Source organism: Pedococcus sp. P2_E2 (assembly GCF_056403955.1).
On record NZ_JBFUEM010000001.1, the window covers coordinates 435,616 to 457,436 of the forward strand.

Genomic DNA, 21,821 nt, shown 5'->3' on the forward strand with positions numbered 1-21,821 from the left:
GTGGCGGGCCGACCGCTCAGCGGTCGGCCCGCTTCGGCCTGCGTGCTGGGTGGCCGAGCTCGCCGCCCCAGAGGTGCGGGGTGCCCTCGTTCTCGACCAGGGACAGGTCGCGTCCGAGGAAGCCAGCGAGGCGCTGGGCCGCCACCCTGACCTGGGTGCGCCCGCGGGTCGAGACCTCAGGAGCGAGGTGCACCTCGACCTGCACGGCGTCGGGTCGCACGGTCCGTTTCCAGAGCCCGACGTTGGTGCCGTCGAGCACCACGCTCGCCCAGAACGGGTCGGTGTGTTCGGCATAGGGGTGGCCCGGCAGCGCTGAGAAGTTCACCTGCGGATAGGTCAGCACCGCCTCGTCATAGGTCGGGAAGAGGTAGGCCGCCGGGGCGCCTCGACTGACCCGTCGCACCTGCGTGGGGTCGAACCAGTGCGGGATGCCGTCGATCTCCACTTCCTCCAGGTGGTCGCCGAGCTGCGCGAGCGCTGCCTTGGTGTCGCTGACCGTCATGGTGGCCCACCGGGTGAAGTCCTTGACCGAGGCAGGCCCGTGGCCGCTGAAGAACCGTCGGACCAGCTCCACGACAGCCTCGTCCCGGCTGCGTTCGGGTGTCGGCGCGATGACCTCGTCGACCAGGGCGTACGAGTGGTGGACACCCTTCATCGGCCCTGAGCAGACCAGGCCGCGCATCTCCGCGACGATGAGCAGGTGGCCGAGCTGTTCGCCGGGCTTGATGGGTGAACCGCGCTCGACGAACGCCTCACCGAGCTCGGGTCGAGTGAGGAAGTTCTTGTCCTGCAACAGGTTTGCGAGCAGCTCGAACCCGTCGCCGAGCCGCTTGGCCTCGTCGAGACCAAGCTGGCGGTGCCGCGCTCCCATGCTCGACAGCACGCGCGGCGAGGTGAGGGCGAGGATCCAGCGCAGGTCCTCGGGAGCGACGAAGTGCCACGTCGGCCGCAGGATGTGGGTGCGCAGGAAGGCGCCGGCGTCGAACTCACGCTGCACCGCGGCATACCGGTCCTTGCGGGAGCGCATGGCGAGCGAGAAGAAGGCGTGGTCGCGCTCCTGGCTCTGCACACAGGTGAGCAGTCGCACGACGTCGGCGGCGCGGGGCAGCGGCGCCGAGCTGAGCCGCTGGGTGGCCAGCCGCTGGGCGAGGACGCTCGCGTGATCCATGGCGTCATCCTCTCGAATACCGCCGACAGGTGCGCGACCATGGAGGGGTGGAGCAGAGCACGACGGTCGACATCGCCGCCCCGCCGGAAAGGGTCTGGGAGGTGCTCACGGACGTCGAGCACTGGTCGGACTGGACCGCCTCGGTGCGCTGGGTTCGCCGCCTCGAGGACGGCCCGTTGCGGACGGGCTCGGCGGCCAAGATCAGCCAGCCCAAGGTCCCGACGGTGGACTGGGTCGTGACCGAGTTCGACCCGGGGCGGATGTTCACGTGGGTGTCGGCCGGCCCGGGGGCGCTCACCACGGCGAGGCACTCGGTGGAGGCACTCCCCGGCGGTGGCAGCAGGGTCCGGCTCTCGGTGGAGCAGAGTGGGATCGTGGGTTCGCTGGTCGGGCGGCTCTACCACGGGCTCACCGAGCGCTACCTCGCGATGGAGTCGGCGGGGCTCAAGGCGCAGTGCGAGGGCGGGCCCGCCTGAGGGACCGATGAGTTCGTGGACCGTTGCCGGTCGGTACTGCTGACAGGAACACCAGGAGACACGAACACCGGGCCGACGCCGACCGTGGGCGCGGACCACGGAAGGCGGCAGTCATGGGCAAGGTCATCGCGGGGATCACGACGTCGGTCGACGGTTACGTCACCGGGCCGGACGACGGCCCGGACAAGGGGCTCGGTGAGGGTGGCGAGCGGCTGCACTACTGGGTGTTCGGCGGGCCGTGGACCTATGCCGAGGAGCCGACCGGCCAGATGGGGGAGGTCGACAAGGCGTGGATGGACGAGGCCATGGCCAACTTCGGCGCGGTGGTCGGAGGGCGCGCGACCTACGAGGCCGCCGGGCACTGGGGTGACCAGAACCCTTGGGACGTGCCGTTCTTCATCGTCACGCACCGACCGGAGGACCAGCCCGAGGGCGACGCGTTCACGTTCGTCGACGGTCTGGCCGAGGCCGTCGACCAGGCGCGGGCCGTCGCAGGGGACAAGGACGTGCACGTGATGGGCGGCGCCGACGTGATCCGGCAGGCCCTGGCCGCTGGGCTCGTCGACGACCTGTCGATCATCGTGGCCCCGGTCATCCTGGGCGGCGGCAAGCGGTTGTTCGACGGCTTCGAGCAGGACATCGAGCTGACCCACAAGGGCGTCCGGCAGAGCGAGTACGCCACCTTCATCGACTACAGCGTGAACAAGGGCTAGATGGGTGGATCGACCCATCCAGGTGAGTGCGCGAGTGGGCGGATCGGCCGACGCGGGATGAGGCGGGCCCTTCGTAGCGTCGAGGGCATGAGCACCCACCCGACCAGGAGGCAGCCATGACCACCTCGATCTCCCCACACAAGGAAATCGCCACCGCCACCGGTGGCGCCACCCACGCCGGCACGGCAGACCTGCACTGGCCTGCCCTCGCCGGCATCACGGGCCCGATCCTGTTCACCTCGGTCTTCCTCGTCCAGCAGCTGGCCCGCCACGACACCTACGACTGGGTCAGCGAACCAGTGAGCAACCTCGAGGCCGGACCGCACGGCTGGGTCCAGCAGGCGAACTTCGTCGTGTTCGGCGTCCTCATGGCGGCGTTCGCCTGGGGGATGCACCGCGGTGTCGCTCGGAGTCGGCTGAGCCGGCTGGGCCCGGCCCTCCTCGGGCTGTGCAGCGTCGGACTGTTCATCGCCGCGGCCTTCCCCATCGAGCAGGACGCCCAAGGCGTCGCCTACGACCCCGGGCACCACTTCGTCGGCGGCGTGACCTTCTTCCTCAGCTCAGGGCTGGCGCTGCTCGCCCTGTCGCACGGACTTCGGGCCGATCCGCGGTGGGGCACAGTGCTGCACCGCTGGACCCTCGTCGCGGGGCTGCTGGCGTTGGTCGGGTTCGTGACGCTCGGCGTCTTCGCGATCCCCGAGGATGCCCCACTGCACGGGTATGCCGGGTTGGCCCAGCGCGTCGTCATCCTCACCGTGACGTTCCCCTGCCTGGTCGCCCTGGCGCTGAGGTTGCGGAGCAACGACCTCAGGTACTGACTCCCCGCAGCTGGACGTCCGCGGCATACCCGCCGAGCTGTGCGGTGAGCTTGGCCGTCGCGGTGCCGGGGCCGGCCGGCGTCCAGGTCACGGTCACGGAGACCGCGTCGCCGGGGGCGATGGCGCCCTCGGTCTCGAGCTGGGCGACGAACCCGGCCGTGGACGGCTCCACCACGAGGGAGCCCGCCGCAATGCCGAGCGCGTCCTTGCTGCCGTTGAACAGGTGGACGGTGCTGCCCACTGGGTTGGTGCCCGTCGTGGTCAGGTCGAGGCTGCGAGGCACGAAGGCGACGATGTCCTTGGTCGTCGCCGCGCCCGGACCGAGGATGACGTCGGCGACGCGTTCGATGAGGTGCCGGAAGGTCTCCTCGCGGAAGCCGATGACGAACGCGATCACGGCCAGGATGGCGATGCCCGGCCCGTCGTAGGCCACGGGCACCGCGGCCGCCGAGTCGCCACTGGCGGGCGTCGTGGGGGAGGCGGTCACGCTCTTGATGAGCAGCACGACGATCAGCACGCCGATGGTGCCGCACACGCCGCCGAGCAGCGGGCGGGCGAGGTGCCACAGGTAGTAGTCGGGGTCCCAGTTGTGGGCGTGCTTGACGATGCCGACGAGGCTGATCGTCGCCCCGCCCAGCGCCCCTGCCCACGGCACCCACAGGGGCACGACCGACTGGAACGAGAACGACCAGTAGAGCCGGCTCGGCTCCGGGTCCTTGGAGTAGATCAGCACGGCGACGAGCAGCGCCGCCATCGAGATCACGTTGACGGCGAAGAAGATGCCGGGCCGTCGGCGCCAGTCGTCCTCGGGAATCGTGGCCATGCTCCGACGATCCTCCGTGCCTTTGCGGACGACATCGTCCGTTTGCACGAAGGTGCCACGTGTGGCGCGCAGCCGGCAGTCAGGAGAGGGGGCGGCGCATGACCAGACGTGGCAGCTTGCTGGCGACCGCGTCGGTGGTCCCGACGACCGCGAACCCCGCCTTCTCGAACATGTGACGAGTCCCGACGAACGCCATCGTGAGGTCCATCCGCTGGTCGCCGGGATCGACCGGGTGGGCCTCGACGGCGGGCGCGCCGTTCGCCGCGGCATACGCCACGGCACCCTCGATGAGGTGCTCCGTCACGCCACGCCTGCGGAACCCCGAACGCACCACGACGCAGACGATGCTCCACACCGGCAGGTCGTCGACGGGACGCATGAGCGCCGACTTCGCCAGCCGGGTGATCTCCGCGCGCGGGCCGATGTTGCACCAGCCGACGGGCTCGCCGTCGAGGTAGGTCACGACTCCCGGCGGGTGCTCGCGCTCGCACAGGCTGCGCATGGCGCGCTCGCGGGCGCCCGGTCCCGTCCCGCCGAGCTCCTCGATCTCCTTGACCTGGAGGCGGTGGGACAGGCACCAGCAGTGGTTGGCACGCCGGTTCCTGTTGATGACGTCGGCGAAGTCCTCGAACCGGTCGGGCGTCACCGGGTGCGTCTCCCACGTCTCCGTTGCCGTCACGAGTCCAGCAAAGCACCAGGCACAGACGACCGGCGCGGCTCGAGAGGGTGGCAAACCGCTTTCAACACCGGCGGAGGGGTCGATCTGCCACCCGCTCGAGAACTGGCCGCAGGTAGGGTCCGAGGGCCCGCTGCCGCATCGGCGCAGGTCAAGCGTGGTCGAGGACAGGAGACGCGGGTGTTCGAAGCAGCGTTCTGGGGATTCGTCGGGGGAGCGGCTCTGCTCATCGGGGCGGCGGCCGGCATCTGGCTGCCCGCCTCCAAGCGCGTCATCGGCTGGGTCATGGCGATCGGCTCGGGGGTGCTCGTCAGTGCGCTGACCTTCGAGCTCGCCGGTGAGGCCTACGACAAAGCAGGGGGAGTGTCGACCGTCCTGGGGCTGCTGGCCGGGTCGGTCGTGTTCTTCCTCGGCGACTGGTGGATCGACAGCCGCGGCGGGCACCGGCGCAAGAGTCCCAACGGCCCGCAAGCCGGCGCGGCTGGGACCGCACTCGCGCTCGGAGCCCTGCTCGACGGCATACCGGAGTCGGCAGCGATCGGCGTCAGCACGATCGGCGGGGGAGGCGTGGGCGTGGCGGTCGTCGCCGCGGTGTTCCTGTCCAACATCCCCGAGGGTCTGTCGTCCTCAGCGGGGATGAAGTCGGCTGGGCACAGCGCGCGGTTCATCATGGGCATGTGGCTCGCGGTCGCCGCAGCCTCCACCGTCGCGGCGGCGCTCGGTCGCGTCCTGCTCGACGGAGCGGATCCGGCCGTGGTCGCGACCATCCAGGCGTTCGCCGCCGGGGCGATCCTCACGATGCTCGCGGACACGATGGTCCCCGAGGCGGTGGAGCACGCCGGACGCCTCGTCGGCCTGCTGACGGTGGTGGGGTTCAGCGCCGCGTTCCTGCTCTCGATGGCGTAACCGAGATGGCACGCGGCGCCGCCCCTCCTGTCAGGCTTCGAGGCGGGTGCCGGTGTACGTCCCCGTGCCTTCGAACAACATGCTGTCGTCCGGCGCGAACACGGTGAACCGGTAGGTCCCCGAGACCGTGTCCCCCTGGACCTTGCCGCGGATCTTCAGCCTCACGGTGACGTCGGGATCACCGCCGGGCTGCCCGGGGATCGCTCCCCAGGCCGTGGCCTTGAAGCGGTTGTGACCGGTCGATGCCCACGCGCCCGTGGCGCCCGGGCCTGGCGGCTTGACGTCGTTGGCGACGAGGACACCCCCCGTCGCGAGGCTGACGAGGGTCCGCCCCGGGTCGGGCTCGCCAGGCGGGTCGTCGGTGTGGTCCACCACCCACGTGCCCACCAGCCCCCGGCCCGAATGGCCCTCGCCCGCCGAAGCGGACGCCGCCCCCGTGCCCCCGATCAGCACCCCTCCGGCGGCCACCCCCGCTGCGGCCCGGACCAGCTGACGACGATTCATCTCTCCCTGGCTCATGAGAACCTCCTCCGATGGTTCCCTGCAACGGCCCCATGCTGCACCCGAGCGGCCGGGGAGGGGAGCCTCACTCTGCGTAGGCCTCGGTCGCCGAGCGGTGAGCCGATTTTCCGCTGGGTGCCTGCGGATGTGGCCAGTGAGCGCCCCCACGAGCCCTTCACGAGCCCTCGACGATCCCGGGCACCACATGTGGGGGAGTGGATTCGGGACAGACCCCACATCTGGGCGCCTCTGACGTCACATCAGTCACACCAGCACCAGTTTGGGCGTGTCGCGCCGCGCCGCCGCAAGCCTCTGACCTGCGGCGATGCACACTTCGACACAAGTTTCGGGGAACGGCTTGCGTCGCAGGTCACAGCGAGGCAGACTATCCCTACATCTAGTGGTTACATCGCTGTAGTTCGTCCACATGTAGTGCACAGGCTAGGGCGGGTTGTCCACACGTTGTCCCCAGCAAGTCCCCAGTTCCGTCCACAGGACGGGGCCGGATCCGCACCAGCAGACGCCCACCGGGAGGAGACCGACATGCACTGCCCGTTCTGCAGGCACACCGACTCCCGCGTGATGGACTCGCGCACGACCGATGACGGCAGCTCGATCCGCCGGCGTCGCCAGTGCCCCGAATGCGGTCGTCGCTTCACCACCATCGAGACGGCGAGCCTGACGGTCACCAAGCGCTCCGGCGCCAACGAGCCGTTCAGCCGCAGCAAGGTCCTCGTCGGCGTCCGCAAGGCCTGTCAGGGCCGTCCGGTCACTGAGGACGACCTCGCGATCCTGGCCCAGCGGGTCGAGGAGTGCATCCGCCAGCAGGGGCAGGCCGAGGTCGAGGCCCACGAGGTGGGCCTGGCGATCCTCGGACCGTTGCGCGAGCTCGACGAGGTCGCCTACCTGCGGTTCGCCAGCGTCTACCAGGCGTTCGACAGCCTCGAGGACTTCGAGGGTGCGATCACCCTGCTGCGCGCCGAGCGCGACGCCACCGGCACCGAGCCGGAGCCGCGCTCGCGACCACAGACCCAGGCGGGTATGCCGCCGGGCTAGGCCCCGCGGCATACCCGCCGTCCCGCACGGCCACGCACGACGAGAGACCAGACGAGAAGCACGGCCACAGGCGACGCACCACCAAGGGCAACGCACCACCAGAGCATCGCGGCACTGTCAGTGCCGCACGAGACAATCAACAGTAGAAACACCAGGGGCTAGGGAGGCCACCAGAAATGACTGAAACCGCAGGGGCACGTGCAGGTGCCCGGAAGACTTCCGGGAAGGGTGTCAAGGTAGAGCGGATCTACACCACCCCTGGTGTGCACCCGTACGACGAGGTGACGTGGGAGAAGCGCGACGTCGTCCAGCAGAACTGGAAGACCGGCGAGACGATCTTCGAGCAGCGAGGGGTCGAGTTCCCCGACTTCTGGAGCGTCAACGCCTCCACGATCGTGACCACGAAGTACTTCCGCGGCGCGCTCGGCACCGACAAGCGTGAGACCGGGCTCAAGCAGCTCATCGACCGCGTCGTGCTGACCTACGTCAAGGCGGGCAAGGACCACGGCTACTTCTCCTCCGCGGAGGACGCCGAGATCTTCGAGCACGAGCTGACCTACGCCCTGCTGCACCAGGTGTTCAGCTTCAACTCGCCGGTCTGGTTCAACGTCGGCACGCACAGCCCCCAGCAGGTCTCCGCCTGCTTCATCCTCGCCGTTGACGACTCGATGGACTCGATCCTCAACTGGTACAAGGAAGAGGGCTTCATCTTCAAGGGCGGCTCCGGCGCCGGCCTCAACCTGTCGCGGATCCGCTCGTCCAAGGAGCTGCTGAGCTCCGGTGGCACGGCCTCGGGCCCGGTCTCCTTCATGCGTGGCGCCGACGCGTCCGCGGGGACGATCAAGTCCGGTGGCGCGACCCGTCGCGCGGCCAAGATGGTCGTGCTCGACGTCGACCACCCCGACATCATGGAGTTCGTCCAGACCAAGGCGCGCGAGGAGGACAAGATCCGCGCGCTGCGTGACGCCGGCTTCGACATGGACCTCGGCGGCAAGGACATCGTGAGTGTCCAGTACCAGAACGCCAACAACTCGGTCCGCGTCAGCGACGAGTTCATGAAGGCGGTCGAGGACGGCACCGAGTTCGGGCTGCGCGCTCGCAACACCGGTGAGGTCATCGAGACGATCGACGCCCGCGAGCTGTTCCGCAAGATGGCCGAGGCCGCGTGGGAGTGCGCCGACCCGGGCATCCAGTACGACGACGTCATCAACGACTGGCACACCAACCCCGAGACCGGCCGGATCACCGCGTCCAACCCCTGCTCGGAGTACATGTCCCTCGACAACTCCTCGTGCAACCTGGCCTCGCTCAACCTGCTCAAGTTCCTCAAGGACGACGACACGTTCGACGCCAAGAAGTTCCAGCAGGTGGCCGAACTCGTCATCACGGCGATGGACATCTCGATCTGCTTCGCGGACTTCCCGACCGAGGCGATCGGCGACACCACGCGTGACTACCGCCAGCTGGGCATCGGCTACGCCAACCTCGGCGCGCTGCTCATGGCGACCGGTCACGGCTACGACTCCGAGGGTGGCCGCTCGCTCGCTGCCGCGATCACCTCGCTGCTCACCGGTGCCGCCTACAAGCGCTCCGCCGAGATCGCCGGCGTTGTGGGTCCGTATGCCGGGTACGCCCGGAACGCTGACGCCCACAAGCGCGTGATGCGCAAGCACCAGAGCGCCAACGACGCGATCCGTCCGCTCGACACGATGGACACCTCGATCCACCGCGCAGCCACCAAGGCGTGGGACGACGTGGTCAAGGTCGGCGAGAAGAACGGCTACCGCAACGCCCAGGCGTCGGTGCTCGCCCCGACCGGCACCATCGGCTTCATGATGGACTGCGACACCACCGGCATCGAGCCCGACTTCTCGCTGGTGAAGTTCAAGAAGCTCGTCGGTGGCGGGTCGATGCAGATCGTCAACCTGACCATCCCGCGTGCGCTCAAGAAGCTGGGCTACACGGGCGAGACCATCGAGGCGATCGTCGAGTACATCGCCGACAAGGGTCACGTCATCGACGCTCCCGGCCTCAAGACCGAGCACTACGAGATCTTCGACACCGCCATGGGCGCGCGGTCGATCGAGGCCATGGGTCACGTGCGGATGATGGCGGCCGTGCAGCCGTTCCTGTCCGGCGCGATCTCCAAGACGGTCAACCTGCCTGAGAACGCCACGGTCGAGGAGATCGAGGACGTCCACATGCAGGGCTGGAAGCTGGGCCTCAAGGCGATCGCGGTCTACCGCGACAACTGCAAGGTCGGTCAGCCGCTGTCCGATGGTGGGTCGACCGCCAAGGACGCTGCCGCCGACAAGGTCACGGCTGCGGCCGAGGCCAAGATCGAGCGGGTCGTCGAGTACCGCCCGGTGCGCAAGCGCCTGCCGAAGCGCCGGACCTCGCAGACCACGTCGTTCGCCGTGGGTGGCGCCGAGGGTTACCTCACCGCCGGCACCTACGAGTCGGGCGACCTGGGCGAGATCTTCCTCAAGTTCGGCAAGCAGGGCTCGACCCTGGCCGGCGTGATGGACGCGTTCTCGATCGCCGTCTCGATCGGCCTGCAGTACGGCGTGCCGCTGGAGACCTTCGTCGAGAAGTTCACCAACCTGCGGTTCGAGCCTGCTGGCCTCACGGACGACCCCGACGTGCGGATGGCGCAGTCGATCATGGACTACGTGTTCCGTCGCTTGGCGCTGGACCACATGGACTTCGACACCCGTTCGTTCATGGGCATCCACACCGCCGAGGAGCGCGCTCGCCAGCTCGAGACCGGTTCCTACCAGGCCACCGAGGCTGACGAGTCGGACGAAGAGCTCGAGGACGAGCTGGAGAACTTCAGCCAGTCCGCCCCCGTCACCAAGCCGGCCGCCGCCGCGACCTCGACTCCCACGGTCGAGGGCAAGGCACTCGACGCCGACTCCGTGAAGTCCGGCGCCGGTGCAGCCAGCGCCCGCGAGGTCTCGGTCGAGGTCCACTCGTCCGCAGAGCTCCTGGAGAAGTTCCAGGGCATCTCCGCCGACGCCCCGATGTGCCTCACCTGCGGCACCAAGATGCGCCCCGCCGGCTCTTGCTACGTCTGCGAAGGCTGCGGAAGCACCAGCGGCTGCAGCTGACCTAGCCAGTAGTACGACCGTGGGCCCGGAGCGATTTCGCTCCGGGCCCACCGTCGTTTGTGCAGAGTTCTAGGAACGCGTGATCCCGTAGCCCGCGGCCACCGTGTGGTCGCTCTTACGAGGTCAGGCGGCGCAAGAAGGTCTGTGTCTCTGGGTCTGTCGAGAAGAGCATGACGCCACGCAGACCGCGGGTCAGCAGAACCTTGTAAACATTGCGCACCAGTCGGTCGAAGTCGCCATCGCTCACCTTGGTGGTGTTCCTAAAGTCTGGGTCCCTATTGGCCGAGCGGACGGTCATCCAACGATCGTCGCGCCACACCAGGTCATTGCCGACGATGACGCCCGCATAGTCGTACTCAAAGCCCTGGGCCGTATACACGCAGCCCACCTGGCCAAAGCCGGCTGGGTCGGATGCCCACAGCGCGGCAGCCGGGGCCCCACCCACCGAGCGATCTCCCTTGAGGTTCCACGGCCTCGACCAATCGCCGACCCGCACGTCCGGGACAAGCGATCCATCCTTGCGGGGATCACTCCAAGGCCAGCAATAGCCAGCCGCGATTCGAGCCGAATAGCCGGCATCGAGCCTGGAAGCAAGGTATGCCTCCATCTCATATGGGCTATCAGCCGCCTCGACCTCGAAGTGGGGGTCGCCGGTCCACGTGGCGGGGCCACCGCTCTCGAGGCCCAATAGGCGCTTCACCCAGAGGAGGTACTCCTCAGAGCCACCGCACCGGAACTGCGCATCGAGGTTGATCTTCTCGACCTGGATGCCGTGATTGGAAGCATGCTTCTCGATGTCCTCAACGGTGCCCTGTTCGCCGGGGCGCACAACTTGGAACTCATCGAGGAGAAACACGGGCACGCGAGCGGCATCCAGCAGTTCCTCCACCTGCGGACGCCCTGTGCGATGCTCGGCTCGGGTCCAACGCGAGACGGACGTCTCTCGGATGCGGTGCGCCTCATCGAGGATTAGGGCGTCGAGGTCATTCGGGGCTGCTGCCATGAACGAGTTGAAGTACTGGAACATCTTCTGCACATCAGGCGCCCGCTTCCCCGCAACCTTGCGAAGCGTCTGCGTAAAGGAGCGCGATCCGGTCGCGTGGAGCACTGACCGGCCCTGGCGTGAGAGTTCGCCCAACAGAGACAAGGCGATGACGCTCTTCCCGCTGCCTGGCCCGCCAGAGACTATGACAGCTGTCTTGGTGTTGGCCCGTCGTGCGCGCTCCACCGCATGGAGAACGTAGTTGTAGGCGTCCCGCTGTTCGTCGAGCAGCACGAACATCTCGCGCCGCTGAACCTCGTCGGCCGCCACGGCGAGCAACTGCTTCGAAGGGGCGATTCGACTGGCCAGCAGTCGATCTGCATATGCCGCGCCACTTCCGCCCTGTGCGAACCGCGATTTGAGGAAGTCCTGGAAGTCACCCCTCCGCTGTCCGGTAAAGATGCGTCCGTGATCATCCCCAGGAATGCGGAAGAGGTCGCTTACGCCGTCTTCAGTCGCGTTGTGGAGGTACGCCACGCCTGCCAGAGATCGCGGATCGTCCGCGAGGACCGTGGTGAAACCAAGCATGTAATCGCAGTAGTCCCGCACCTGAAGCGCCGGATGGGTGACGGGGCGATGGCCGTATTGCTCGATGCGGACGAGCGAGTCGCTGTCTTCAAACTGTTCTGCGTGACTCCACTGCTTCAGCTCGACGACCAAGTAGGAGGCGCCGCCGGTCGTGGGGTGCTGACCCGCCAGAACGACATCAGCTCTCTTGCTGGTGAGGGGCAGCTGGTATTCGAGAAGCATCTCCACGTCGTGTAGTCCCGCAGCCACAAGGTCGGCCTGGAGCGCGGGGATGCTGCGCGTCCACGATCGATATTCCCCGGTGGATGGGCGGCGGCCGGTGCGAATCGTCATCTGTTCGGCGATGAGGTCAGCGAAGTGGTGCTCGATGGCGGAGAAGCCAGCGACAGACGTCCGGTACAGCGTCACAGATCAGAACCCCAGGCAGCACGAAGCGATTCGTGCGGGTGGGGGCATGTCCTGTGACGGAAGCCCGTCGGGCCGCAATTACCTGGGCGACTCTATTAGGGAGTGGCGTCGATGTCTGGATGACGAGGCATACTCGCCGTTGTGTCCGACCTAGAGGCGATTCGTGAGGCAGCACGGCGGTTCCGTGAGGAGCGAGACTGGGAGCAGTTCCAAGACCCCAAGTCGGTGATGTTGGCGCTCGTTGGTGAAGTGGGGGAGTTAGCCGAGCTGCTGCAGTGGTTGCCTGCTGATGAGGCAAAGCAGCGCATCAGCGAGGAACCTCTGCACACACGTGTCGCGGAAGAGTTGGGCGACGTGTTGGTTTACCTGGTCGGACTAGCGGAGCAATGCGAGGTCGACTTGGGATCTGCGGCCCTGGCCAAGATTGAAAAGTCGGCCAAGAAGCATCCTGTCGCGAGGGTGCAGGGCGTGGCGCCATCACGGACTGAGGGTGGCGGTGAGCACGCGTAGACCGCGTGCCGATCGGAAGATTGCCCCTAGCGGCATTGCCTCGAGCCTCGGACTGAGGCAGTGGGCACGTCACGTGGCCGGGTCGGCTGCGAGTCTCCCGCTGTATCGAGCTGGCGTGTTGCACACTCCCTGAGTGACATCGCTCAACCGTCTCAGGAACCGCCGCAGAAGACGAGAACTTGCTGGGGCGGCTCGGGCGGGCTCGTGGGCCCGTGCGAAAACTCGAGCTGAGCAGCGAGCGTTCGTTCGCAGGAACTGGATCCCATACGCGACCTTTCTCGCCATTGGAATGGCTGTGGCGGTCGCAGTGGCTTGGACGATGCCAAACGCATTTATCTCGGGGGTGGTGCTGGGTGCGTGCCTGGTCGCCATCCCAGGTGCCTTGTGGGTGACCACGATCCAGGCCACCGGCACTGCATCGCGGATGATGGGTGACGATGCAGAGCAGTGGACGTCAGGCGAACTGCATCGCCTCGTACGTCGCGGCTGGCAACTCGTAAACCACGTGAGGCTGACCGGAAGCGACACCGACCACATTCTGCTTGGTCCTGGTGGGGCTTACGCAATCGAGACGAAGTGGAGCGGTTCCTGGGACGGTGACTACGGCAGGCAGCGACTCGGTAAAGCCGTCGCGCAGGCGCGCGACAATGCTCGAAGGCTTGCCCTCTGGTACCCCTTCAAGAGACTTGGCATCGCGCCCGAGCCAGTCGTCGTGCTTTGGGGTGGCGGTTTGAGTGCCACGAGCCCACGCCGCGTTGTCGGCGGAGTCACTGTGGTCACCGGCCGTGGTGGATTGAAGGAATGGGCCGCAGGAATGGATCGGCGTGTCCTCAGTGACAACCAAATTGATGATGGCTGGTCTGCTCTTGAGAGCCAGGTATCGCGTCGTGATCCCGTTGAGATGGAGAAGCACCCGCTGCCACCATCCGTCGCTGAGATGGTCGCGAGGGCTGGTCTGGGGATTGGCGCCGGGGCATTCGCGCTTGTCGCCTTCGGCGAGACCTTGAGTCGGACACGTTCCGTGGCCGTCACCGCAACATCGGCCTGCTTGCTTCTTTGCCCCAGCTACTTCCTTCGCCACTCACCAACTTGGAAGTGGGCGGCTTACACCTGGAGTGGGGGGCTTGCCCTCCCGGCAATTGCGCTCCTTCTGGAGGCAGCTATTAGGTGACACCCGGTTGTCGTTGGGGCACTTCTGTGGGTGTTCAGCTCAAAACACTGAGTCGCAGGCGGCGGAGTGACGCTCCCCGGCACCGCCTCCAAGTAGGCAGTCAGAGGGTCGCCTCTGCGAGCGAGATGCTTGCGGTATCGCGGACCGACGTTGAAGAGACTGTCTGATGAGCTCAGTCGACGATTGTCCAGTTGATGATGGGCTCGTCCGAACGGCTCTCGAACCAGCGGTTGACCTTGCCAAAGGGATCCGAAGAGCGGAATGCCGGTTCCGCGCCGGCCGTCCGGTGAACCGACATTGGCGATGGGTGGCTAGAGGCGAAGACTTGAACTTCGGGCTCCAAGTGCTTGCGCATGCCTTGGGCAGGGATTCCCCAGAGCATCGCGGCGATCGGCCGAGCTTTGGCCTCTGCTCGGATTGCCTTCATAGCGGCCACAGCGAGGGGCGACCACCACCGGATGTGCCGTTTCGGCCGTGACTGCTCGTCGCGGGGGAGGGTCAGTGCGCGGTTTAGCAGCATGACGCCTTGGGTGGTCCATGCGGAAAGATTGCCGGTTGGTGACATCGGGTACCCGGCCATGGCGAGCTCTTCGTAGATGTTGGCCAGCGAGGCCGGGACATCGCCGCCTAGACCGGTGGAGAAACTCAATCCCGTCGCCCGCGCTGGGTCTGGGTAGGGATCCTGCCCGAGTATTAGGACCCGCACCTGCGTGAGCGGCAACTCGAAGGCGCGCCAGATGACGGAGTTCTTCTCCTGCTCGACCGGCAAGTACGAGCCCGCAGCGGCCACCTTCGCCAAGCAGGCCTCGATCTTCGAGTCGATCTCGGCGTCGGCAGCGCGAAGACCACCAACCCAGTCGGCGGCGATCCTCTCGTCCTTGGCCAGGCGATCCAAGATCCGCGTTGCTCTAGCCACGACCTGAGCGTAATGGTGATGACCGATCCGACAGACTCTTGGACGCGATCACTGGGACGCGACCAACAACACTGCCGCTGTCGCGGCGTTGTGACGCGACTCAATCGGATGCACGGCTCCTCGAGGTGTCAGCTCGAGGGGCAGCAAGGCCCGCACTCAGCCGGCGCTACCTCCAGGGATGGCGCTCAGCCAGACGTCTCAGCCAGTCGGTACATCAGCGACGGCAGCGCGCAGACGTGTTTGTCGGTCGAGCAGCCAGACTAGGTAGTGGTCCCAATCGTCTTCCTCGGTTACGTCCGCGTCGGGAAGGTAGTCGGCTACTCGCGTTGCCTTTCGACCGGGCAGCTCTTGCCACTCCAGCGGTCCGCCGTACGTACTCTCTACCGCGTCCCTATGAGCTCGCAGCGCTTGGTATCGCGCGATGTTCAGGTCCGCATCGGATGATTCGAAGACCAGCTCGCTGGAGAGGCCACGCCTCGTGAACGACGTGTAGTGGCTGACGCCGCTCGTGCCCGTCGTAGTGGTGAACCACGACTCTCGGGGTGGCCGAGTGGCTCTTGACCAACCGGGCCGCTCTGCTTGCATCAGTTCTATCCATCGGGTCCAGAAGGAGCGGTAGAGCATCTGTTTGCCTGTTGCTTCGACCTGGATCGTGGCGGCTCTGACCGTCTTCTCCCAGTCGTTGGGCTGCGCCACCAGCCGGAACGAGGGGGCAGGCTCTGATTGACCAATCCGGACGACGCCAAGTTCGACGCCGAAGAACCTCGTGTTCTCATCCGTGCGCGCATTGAGCCAGTCGATGGCCGCACGGTGTTCCGGCCTGAAGGAGGCTGCTACCCACACGATGGTCGTCGGATCAGTGCCGGCCGCGTACGTGAGGATCTGGCCTAGGTGGGTGTGGTCTGACGTCTCGAGTTGATTCTCGACGATTACCACTTCACCGGTGGTTTCGTCGCGCCCTAGGAGGTCAAGGCTGAACCCACCGACCGGATGCTCCGCAACCTCGAGAGCGAGTTCCATTCCGAGGAGTTCGCTGAGAACATCCACATTCTTGAGCAGCCAGGGGGTGAAGCTGTGCGCTTCGTGGGGCCAGACTTCTCGCGGGGGCACGCGGGTAAGCCGGCCCAGACTTGGGAGCGACGCTTCAGACATGTGCTCACTGTCCCACTGGCCACGGTCTGAGTCTGGCTGTTGGGCTGAAGCGACAAGCCAACTACTCGTCCAAGACCGCACTGAGGATGGTCGACCGAGGCGGCTATGACGCTGCTCGCGACCCGGCTATGGCTTGGAACGCCCTCCCTCTCCGCCCCTCTCCACCACAACACGGGTTGCAGCACCCTAGTAATCCATTACTGTTATGGGTAACACAATGGATTGCTGCAATGGAGGAGAAATGAACCGAACCTGGATTCCGGTCTTGGTCGACAGTGAGGACTATGACGACGTCACGGCGATAGTGGCGGAGCGCGCCCGGGCGCGCGGGGTCTCCACGAGTTCAGCGATGCCCGCGATCGCTCTGCCGGCACTCAGTGGCCTGGCATCGACCGCGTCGGAAGGTGGTGACCAGTTCGCGCGTGCTGCAACGACCGCCCTGGCGGGTCACATCCCTTGGGACATTGATGATCTCAAGCGGCTGGCTGACCGTGACAACCGCTTCGAGACCGCGCGACGATGGGTCCGCGCCATGGATGTGTGCCTAGGGCACGTCGATGACTCGTTCCCGTTCATCTCGACGGAGCAGGTCTGCGAAGAGTCAGGGATGACCCTCAACCAGTGGCGTGATGCGCCCCGTAAGCTGCCGGCCCATCTCACGGCTCACTACCCGAATGCGCGCGACTGGCCGTTGGTCGCCATTGAGGGACGCAAGGTGGGCAGAGACAACCAGATCTATTGGGCACTTACACACGAGCAGGCCAAGCGTTGGAAACAGGTGCGCGGTGCCTGACGCGAAATCCACCGCCAGTCCGTATCCCAACGAGATTCGGGGAGGGACGCCGGCCACCCGCCCGCAGGCCATCGCTTTCAATCGGGACTGGACGGCCTACGACCGGCAACTCGTGGCTGGCGAACTTGACCGTCTGGCCGACCGGACGGCATACCTGTGGCGAACGTCGAGTAACGCCTACATCCGTGCCACCGACGCCCAGGGGCGGGCACTGATGTGTATCGCCGCGGGATTCCTTTGGTGGTACGCGGACCGGGCAGCGGGGTTGCCGGACGGTGTGGCTCGTGATGGGGATGGTTGGATCCTTGCGTTGTCTACGCGGCGGGAATCGGGTCCTCGCGGTGGCGGGTTTGAGGACGCGAACGCCGCGATCTGCCCGAGATGCCGCGTCTACGAGTTGTCCGTCAGCGGGGTCTGCTTCGGGTGCGATGAGTGAGGCAGTGGCGGCGAAATGACGCACCCTCGCGACAATTGCTTGACTGAGCGGATCGCGCCAGGAGCAAGAATGAAATCCATTGAGGCCCTTCAGCAGACGCCTGGTCGGTCAGCTCGATCACCCAGCCCAGGTTGGCCAAGTATCGACGTCAAGGAGGAAGCGATGCGCAACGAGGGCATGGAGCGGTTGGGTGTCCTAGTCGGACCGTGGCGGACGACGATGCGAAATGCGTGGTTCCTTGAGCCGGCCGACTTGGAGGTGCCAGGTTCGGCGACGGTCGAATGGCTCGGCGACGCGTTCGTGGTCTTCCGCTGGACAATGGAGGGCGATGTCGGAAGCGCAACGAGCGAGATGGTCCTGGTGCTCGGTCGCAGCGACGCGCGCGACGCGTACACGGCCCTGTATCACGACGAACGAGGAGTGTGCCGGGTCTTCGCGATGACCTTCGACGACTCGCAGTGGGTTCTGAGTCGCGAGGACCCTGACATGTTCCAGCGATTCATCGCTGACGTGGGGCCGCACCGAGTAGCGGGTCGGTGGGAGGCGTCTGAGGATCACGGAGCCACGTGGCGCAAGGACTTCGATCTCATCTTCGATCGTGCCTAGGAACTCTTCGCTCGTCAGCAGTTGGTCCTCCGACAAATGAGGACTGACACGCCACGCGGCGGAAAGACTCACTCGCCGACGCTTGATGCGAAAATTGTCACCTCCTCCTCAAGGAGGCCCGGCCATTAACGTGTTAGCCCGTCTTAACTAGCAATTCACTCGGTTCGCAGCTGACGTGGATCCAGCCCTCCCGCCGCGCCTCCGCGAGCTCGTGGTCCGGTGGGCCAATGGTCAACTCGAGGTCGCGTGCCCGGGCAACCAGTGCACAGACGATGGCGTCGCACACGTCGTCACTGGCAAAGTGGCTGAGCAGGTTCTCCTCGGCAGTGAGGAAGGCGAAATTGGACCTCAACTCAGGCCAGGTCTGTTTCCCCTTCCCGAGGTGCCACGCGGCAAGAGCCGCTGAGGGATAGGTCTCGCACACAGTTCCATCCAGACCGGCTCGGTCGACCGGGACCCCGAGGGAGACCAACTGAGCCTCGACCAACACCCACATCGCGGCGGTCGCGCCGAGCAGTTGGAAGGACGCTGGAAGCGGGCGCGTCTTGATCCGGGGATCGTCGGTGAGGAACCGATCAGTGAGTCGTTGCGCGATCTGCCGCGTGCGCCACTTGTCCCAATCCACTGCATCCGGCATGGCTTGGGCAGACAGCGGTCCGTGGTGGCGATTTGCCATCAGGTCGACGAAGAGGTCCGGCCAACCGAATGGCACGTCGACGGCCCAGCTGCTCGCCTTGTGCTCGGCGATTAGGGGTGCAATATGTTCTGCGGGGAGCGGATGTCGTACGTCGACGATGCGCGCCTCGCCGGCTGTCGACCAGTCGATAGCGACGGCAGCTGTCTTGGCCTTGTTCGTGGATACGTCTAGGCCCCAGCTGCGAGAATTCATGGCCACATCCTCGTGATGCTCGGTGGTTCTTGGCGACTCGCGGCGGTATGACGCACCTGAGCATCGCGATATCGGCGGTCAGTCCGTGCGAGCAAGCACAGATGCCCGACAACGAGCGTGAGAGGTGGACCGTTGCTCTCGACCCCGGTCCCGTTGGCGCCATTCGAGAGTCATGTCACCATGCGAAGGTCGTTACACTCGCACCCAAAACCGGGGGTTGCCATGCACGTTCGCACGACAGTCGTCGTAGCCCTGATCCTTGGTGTGCAACTCATTGCTGCTGGGCCGGCCCCAGCTGACGATGGGCCCGTATTGGTAGCGGATACTGGCACCGTAGCCCTCACCGCCAAGGAAAGCGGAGAAGCCACGGGCAGCATCACCCTACAGAACCAAGGCTCGACGGACGCCACAGTGACCGTGGCCACCAAGGCGAACGTGCCAAGCGGCTGCACCATCACCCCTGTTGACGCGACGCTGAAAGAACACCGGCAGCAGAAGCTAACCCTCACCTTTGCCGCGGCCTGCAACCGAGAGCAGGGCATTGATTTCATCGTGACAGTCGGCGGCGTCCCATTCGAACTGCATGCCGACAAGCCGAAGATGCCGAATCCCAACTGGTGGGCGGTCGTCCTCTCATATCTGCTGGTCGGCTTGGCGTCGATCGTGGTCCTGACCGCTGCCTGGAATCACTGGGAACCGCCAAGGAACCGGGGTGATAAGGACTACGACTTGACCCTTCCCGGTCTGGAAGCGTCCTGGAAGTTCACTGACAGTTGGGCCGCCAACGCAACCGTGCTGGCCGCTCTCTTTACCGGCATCTTTGGGACCAAAGAGGTCACCACGGCGCTGCTTGGGGAGGACGCCAGCAACCTGCTTGCCATCGCACTCGTCGCCGCGGCCGTTTCTGTCGGACTGGCTGGCCTGAGCCCGATGGTGCTCCAGGGTTTCCGGCGACAGGCCGAGAAAGTGGACGAGCAGAAGGATGAGCACGGTACGACGACTGCCCCTGAAATCCCTGCTGGCCTGTACGTCACCCCCCGAGCCCTGACTTTCGCCGCATTCTTCACATTGACGGCTACGGCGGGTCAGTTGGCCGCACTTCTGTACGCAATGGGTGCGAACGACTACTGGCCAGACTGGGCCAGCTGGGTCGTTGGTGGGCTGGGCGGCTACGTGCTGGGGTGGTACGCAGTCAAAGCGACACTACAGAACCTCACAACCGGGGCCACCCTCCCGGCCCCAAAGCCGGCCACCGAGAAGCAAAGGATCGTGGCCCACCGCTTGCCCGCTGGTCTCGTCCCTCAGGGTGAACGCGGGGCTGAGCTGTTCACGATCGCTGTGCCCGTGCCATCGACGCCACCTGAGCAACCGAGGAGGAGATCCGCCATCTTGTAACGGTGGGATCCGCTGTGCGATTAGCTCCGCGACCACGCAAGTGCGCTTACAGTGCACGTCGCCCGCCAAGCGGCCCATTGACGCACGATGCTCTGTCCTTCGAAGCCGCCTCCCTCGTCTGGTCCGGCGCCTCATGGACAGTGGCATCGGAGCAGCAGATGCGTTTGAGTCACGCCGACGCGACGTCGTGGCTAGTGTGCTGACGTGATCGACTTTCAGAATGCGAGCTACATCAAGCTGGGCCGGATCGACTACTCGGAAGTCGCGAGCCAGATCGACCCGCTCTTGATCGAGGGCGAGCAGGGTTATCTTGCCTTCAAAGGGATACGTGACTACATCGTCTTCACGAGCAAGCGCATCATCGCAGTCAACGTCCAGGGCATTACGGGTAAGAAGAAGGACTACACCTCGCTGCCATTCGTCAAGGTTCAGGCCTTCTCCCTGGAGACAGCCGGAACTTTCGACCTGGACGCAGAGCTGGAGCTGTGGTTCTCAGGGCTAGGGCGTGTCAAGTTCGAATTCAAGGGCAACACAGACGTCGCCTACTTGAACAAGCTCATCGCCCACCACGTTCTGTAGCGACTGGACCTGAGACCTCAAACCCACCCAGAGGCTTGGGCTGTGCTGGCCCGCTTGAAACGCGGAGGGGAACGTCAGGCACCGCCTCGATCGAGGCGGAATGCCGTGCCGAGATCAGATATCCGCTAGGCGATCACGATCGGATACGGACCAATGGCGGCTGCCAGCTGTTCGGCGACGACCAGCAGATCAGCGGCTCGCACCCCTTCGCCGCTCCCGATCTGATCTGCCGAGAAGATCTCCGACGTCGCCTTCGCGACGGGATCCTCCGGCTTGGCTTCCTTTACCGCTGCTATGGCCGCATCCACCACACCCAACGCGACGCCACGAACCTCCTGTTCGGGGTCGCGCGCGATCAGGGCCTTCATTGACTCGATAAGGGCATCAACACGGCGACGTGCATCGTACGGGTACTCAGACATAACTAGAAGCTACTTCCTGGGTCTGACGGTGGTGTTGCAGAGGCGGCGAAATGACGCGGCCGATGCTGCCAACCGGTGTGTGAAGCCGATAGGGGCGAAAGGCGCCGCTTCGCCCGGGGCATCGCGAACTCGCTGCGCTCAGCCTGCTCTACTGACCGCAGATGTATCCTCGCACCATGGTTGCGGCCAACCGTCCGGCTGTGGAGCCGAGGTACTCATTGGCAGCCCTTTTGGTCGCGCTGGCGACCATGGCCGGCGAGTGTGTGGGTCTCCTTTTGCTTCAATACGACGACGGCAACAACCCCTGGCCGGTGATGGGTGTCGCCGCGGCACTTGTCACCTGTGCGGGGACTTCGGTGGTGCTGGCGCGGTGGGGGCTCCACCACCCACGCCAAACCGGGTCGCGCAGTCGGGTGTTCGCGCACGTCGTGCTGGTGTTGGCATGGCTGACCACCGTTGCGCCCATGCTCGTGCTTGTGAGCGGATTTGGGTACGCCCTCTCGGGCGGTGGGGGCTGATGCGCTCGCGGAGATAAGACGCATCAAAGGCCCCGCGCCCGGAAGAAAATGCCAACAGTGCATTCAGCCTGCCGGGTTGGTCGGCACGAGTCGTTGCTCCCGTGCAGTGTCACTGCCTATGGTCGAGACTGGACGCATGCTCGATCCAGGCGCTCTGCTGCTGAGCCTCTTTTCCTTGGCCGTTGGCCTGACCCTTGGTGCGCTGTCAG

Annotated in this window: 22 protein-coding genes; 13 read left to right on the plus strand and 9 right to left on the minus strand. The window is 65.7% G+C overall.

The window, feature by feature from the left end; genetic code table 11:
* Positions 1–16: 16 nt before the first annotated feature.
* Positions 17–1,168, minus strand: coding sequence for a winged helix DNA-binding domain-containing protein (locus tag AC1DWR_RS02070; RefSeq protein WP_477623484.1), 1,152 nt, complete (start codon positions 1,166–1,168; stop codon positions 17–19).
* A 47-nt stretch (positions 1,169–1,215) separates the two neighbouring features.
* Between AC1DWR_RS02070 and AC1DWR_RS02075 the strand changes: the two genes are divergently transcribed.
* The 3 genes from AC1DWR_RS02075 to AC1DWR_RS02085 all read left to right on the plus strand — a co-directional run bounded on the left by AC1DWR_RS02075 (position 1,216) and on the right by AC1DWR_RS02085 (position 3,175).
* Complete coding sequence (locus tag AC1DWR_RS02075; RefSeq protein ID WP_477623485.1) at positions 1,216–1,644, plus strand: SRPBCC family protein; 429 nt, start codon at positions 1,216–1,218, stop codon at positions 1,642–1,644.
* 113 nt (positions 1,645–1,757) lie between these two features.
* Positions 1,758–2,357, plus strand: a complete 600-nt coding sequence (locus AC1DWR_RS02080) for a dihydrofolate reductase family protein (protein WP_477623486.1) — start codon at positions 1,758–1,760, stop codon at positions 2,355–2,357.
* 116 nt (positions 2,358–2,473) lie between these two features.
* The gene (locus AC1DWR_RS02085; RefSeq protein WP_477623487.1) at positions 2,474–3,175 is read left to right on the plus strand and encodes a DUF998 domain-containing protein; all 702 of its coding nucleotides are present in this window, start codon (positions 2,474–2,476) and stop codon (positions 3,173–3,175) included.
* On the opposite strand, the gene AC1DWR_RS02090 is transcribed toward AC1DWR_RS02085, so the two are convergent.
* Together AC1DWR_RS02090 and AC1DWR_RS02095 are read right to left on the minus strand one after the other, a co-directional pair.
* Positions 3,165–3,998, minus strand: coding sequence for a hypothetical protein (locus tag AC1DWR_RS02090; RefSeq protein ID WP_477623488.1), 834 nt, complete (start codon positions 3,996–3,998; stop codon positions 3,165–3,167). The two genes, AC1DWR_RS02085 and AC1DWR_RS02090, sit on opposite strands and share 11 nt — an antisense overlap.
* Before the next feature lie 79 nt (positions 3,999–4,077).
* Positions 4,078–4,677 carry a GNAT family N-acetyltransferase gene (locus AC1DWR_RS02095; RefSeq protein WP_477623489.1) on the minus strand — a complete coding sequence of 200 codons (600 nt, stop codon included), beginning with the start codon at positions 4,675–4,677 and terminating at the stop codon, positions 4,078–4,080.
* Positions 4,678–4,854: 177 nt separating this feature from the next.
* Between AC1DWR_RS02095 and AC1DWR_RS02100 the strand changes: the two genes are divergently transcribed.
* On the plus strand, positions 4,855–5,580 hold the full coding sequence (locus tag AC1DWR_RS02100; RefSeq protein WP_477615320.1) for a ZIP family metal transporter: 726 nt from the start codon (positions 4,855–4,857) through the stop codon (positions 5,578–5,580).
* Positions 5,581–5,610: 30 nt separating this feature from the next.
* Here the strand turns inward: AC1DWR_RS02100 and AC1DWR_RS02105 are convergent, their stop codons facing one another.
* Positions 5,611–6,099, minus strand: a complete 489-nt coding sequence (locus AC1DWR_RS02105) for a hypothetical protein (RefSeq protein ID WP_477623490.1) — start codon at positions 6,097–6,099, stop codon at positions 5,611–5,613.
* A gap of 525 nt (positions 6,100–6,624) precedes the next feature.
* Between AC1DWR_RS02105 and nrdR the strand changes: the two genes are divergently transcribed.
* Together nrdR and AC1DWR_RS02115 are read left to right on the plus strand one after the other, a co-directional pair.
* Positions 6,625–7,137 carry a transcriptional regulator NrdR gene (gene nrdR, locus AC1DWR_RS02110; protein ID WP_477615318.1) on the plus strand — a complete coding sequence of 171 codons (513 nt, stop codon included), beginning with the start codon at positions 6,625–6,627 and terminating at the stop codon, positions 7,135–7,137.
* Between the two features lie 176 nt (positions 7,138–7,313).
* On the plus strand, positions 7,314–10,247 hold the full coding sequence (locus AC1DWR_RS02115) for a vitamin B12-dependent ribonucleotide reductase (protein WP_477623491.1): 2,934 nt from the start codon (positions 7,314–7,316) through the stop codon (positions 10,245–10,247).
* A gap of 115 nt (positions 10,248–10,362) precedes the next feature.
* On the opposite strand, the gene AC1DWR_RS02120 is transcribed toward AC1DWR_RS02115, so the two are convergent.
* Complete coding sequence (locus AC1DWR_RS02120; RefSeq protein WP_477623492.1) at positions 10,363–12,225, minus strand: DNA/RNA helicase domain-containing protein; 1,863 nt, start codon at positions 12,223–12,225, stop codon at positions 10,363–10,365.
* Positions 12,226–12,366: 141 nt separating this feature from the next.
* Here AC1DWR_RS02120 and AC1DWR_RS02125 point away from each other — a divergent pair, with 141 nt between their 5' ends.
* Together AC1DWR_RS02125 and AC1DWR_RS02130 are read left to right on the plus strand one after the other, a co-directional pair.
* The gene (locus AC1DWR_RS02125) at positions 12,367–12,735 is read left to right on the plus strand and encodes a nucleotide pyrophosphohydrolase (protein WP_477623493.1); all 369 of its coding nucleotides are present in this window, start codon (positions 12,367–12,369) and stop codon (positions 12,733–12,735) included.
* A gap of 388 nt (positions 12,736–13,123) precedes the next feature.
* Complete coding sequence (locus AC1DWR_RS02130) at positions 13,124–13,906, plus strand: nuclease-related domain-containing protein (protein ID WP_477623494.1); 783 nt, start codon at positions 13,124–13,126, stop codon at positions 13,904–13,906.
* A 172-nt stretch (positions 13,907–14,078) separates the two neighbouring features.
* Here the strand turns inward: AC1DWR_RS02130 and AC1DWR_RS02135 are convergent, their stop codons facing one another.
* Positions 14,079–14,822, minus strand: a complete 744-nt coding sequence (locus AC1DWR_RS02135) for a uracil-DNA glycosylase (RefSeq protein ID WP_477623495.1) — start codon at positions 14,820–14,822, stop codon at positions 14,079–14,081.
* Positions 14,823–15,020: 198 nt separating this feature from the next.
* Positions 15,021–15,974 carry a DUF4268 domain-containing protein gene (locus tag AC1DWR_RS02140; RefSeq protein WP_477623496.1) on the minus strand — a complete coding sequence of 318 codons (954 nt, stop codon included), beginning with the start codon at positions 15,972–15,974 and terminating at the stop codon, positions 15,021–15,023.
* A 241-nt stretch (positions 15,975–16,215) separates the two neighbouring features.
* Between AC1DWR_RS02140 and AC1DWR_RS02145 the strand changes: the two genes are divergently transcribed.
* On the plus strand, positions 16,216–16,767 hold the full coding sequence (locus tag AC1DWR_RS02145) for a hypothetical protein (RefSeq protein WP_477623497.1): 552 nt from the start codon (positions 16,216–16,218) through the stop codon (positions 16,765–16,767).
* A gap of 598 nt (positions 16,768–17,365) precedes the next feature.
* Entirely contained in the window at positions 17,366–17,809 is a 444-nt protein-coding gene (locus AC1DWR_RS02150; protein WP_477623498.1) for a hypothetical protein, read from the plus strand.
* A 133-nt stretch (positions 17,810–17,942) separates the two neighbouring features.
* On the opposite strand, the gene AC1DWR_RS02155 is transcribed toward AC1DWR_RS02150, so the two are convergent.
* Positions 17,943–18,698 (minus strand): DUF429 domain-containing protein, encoded by a 756-nt coding sequence (locus AC1DWR_RS02155; RefSeq protein ID WP_477623499.1) that lies wholly within the window; start codon positions 18,696–18,698, stop codon positions 17,943–17,945.
* A 222-nt stretch (positions 18,699–18,920) separates the two neighbouring features.
* Here AC1DWR_RS02155 and AC1DWR_RS02160 point away from each other — a divergent pair, with 222 nt between their 5' ends.
* Both AC1DWR_RS02160 and AC1DWR_RS02165 read left to right on the plus strand, forming a co-directional pair.
* Positions 18,921–20,093, plus strand: a complete 1,173-nt coding sequence (locus AC1DWR_RS02160) for a hypothetical protein (protein ID WP_477623500.1) — start codon at positions 18,921–18,923, stop codon at positions 20,091–20,093.
* Positions 20,094–20,297: 204 nt separating this feature from the next.
* Complete coding sequence (locus AC1DWR_RS02165) at positions 20,298–20,672, plus strand: PH domain-containing protein (RefSeq protein ID WP_477623501.1); 375 nt, start codon at positions 20,298–20,300, stop codon at positions 20,670–20,672.
* Between the two features lie 125 nt (positions 20,673–20,797).
* Here AC1DWR_RS02165 and AC1DWR_RS02170 read toward each other — a convergent pair whose 3' ends face one another.
* Positions 20,798–21,094: a hypothetical protein gene (locus AC1DWR_RS02170; RefSeq protein ID WP_477623502.1), complete on the minus strand. Its 297-nt coding sequence runs from the start codon at positions 21,092–21,094 to the stop codon at positions 20,798–20,800.
* Between the two features lie 176 nt (positions 21,095–21,270).
* Here AC1DWR_RS02170 and AC1DWR_RS02175 point away from each other — a divergent pair, with 176 nt between their 5' ends.
* On the plus strand, positions 21,271–21,612 hold the full coding sequence (locus AC1DWR_RS02175; RefSeq protein ID WP_477623503.1) for a hypothetical protein: 342 nt from the start codon (positions 21,271–21,273) through the stop codon (positions 21,610–21,612).
* The last annotated feature ends 209 nt before the right edge of the window (positions 21,613–21,821 follow it).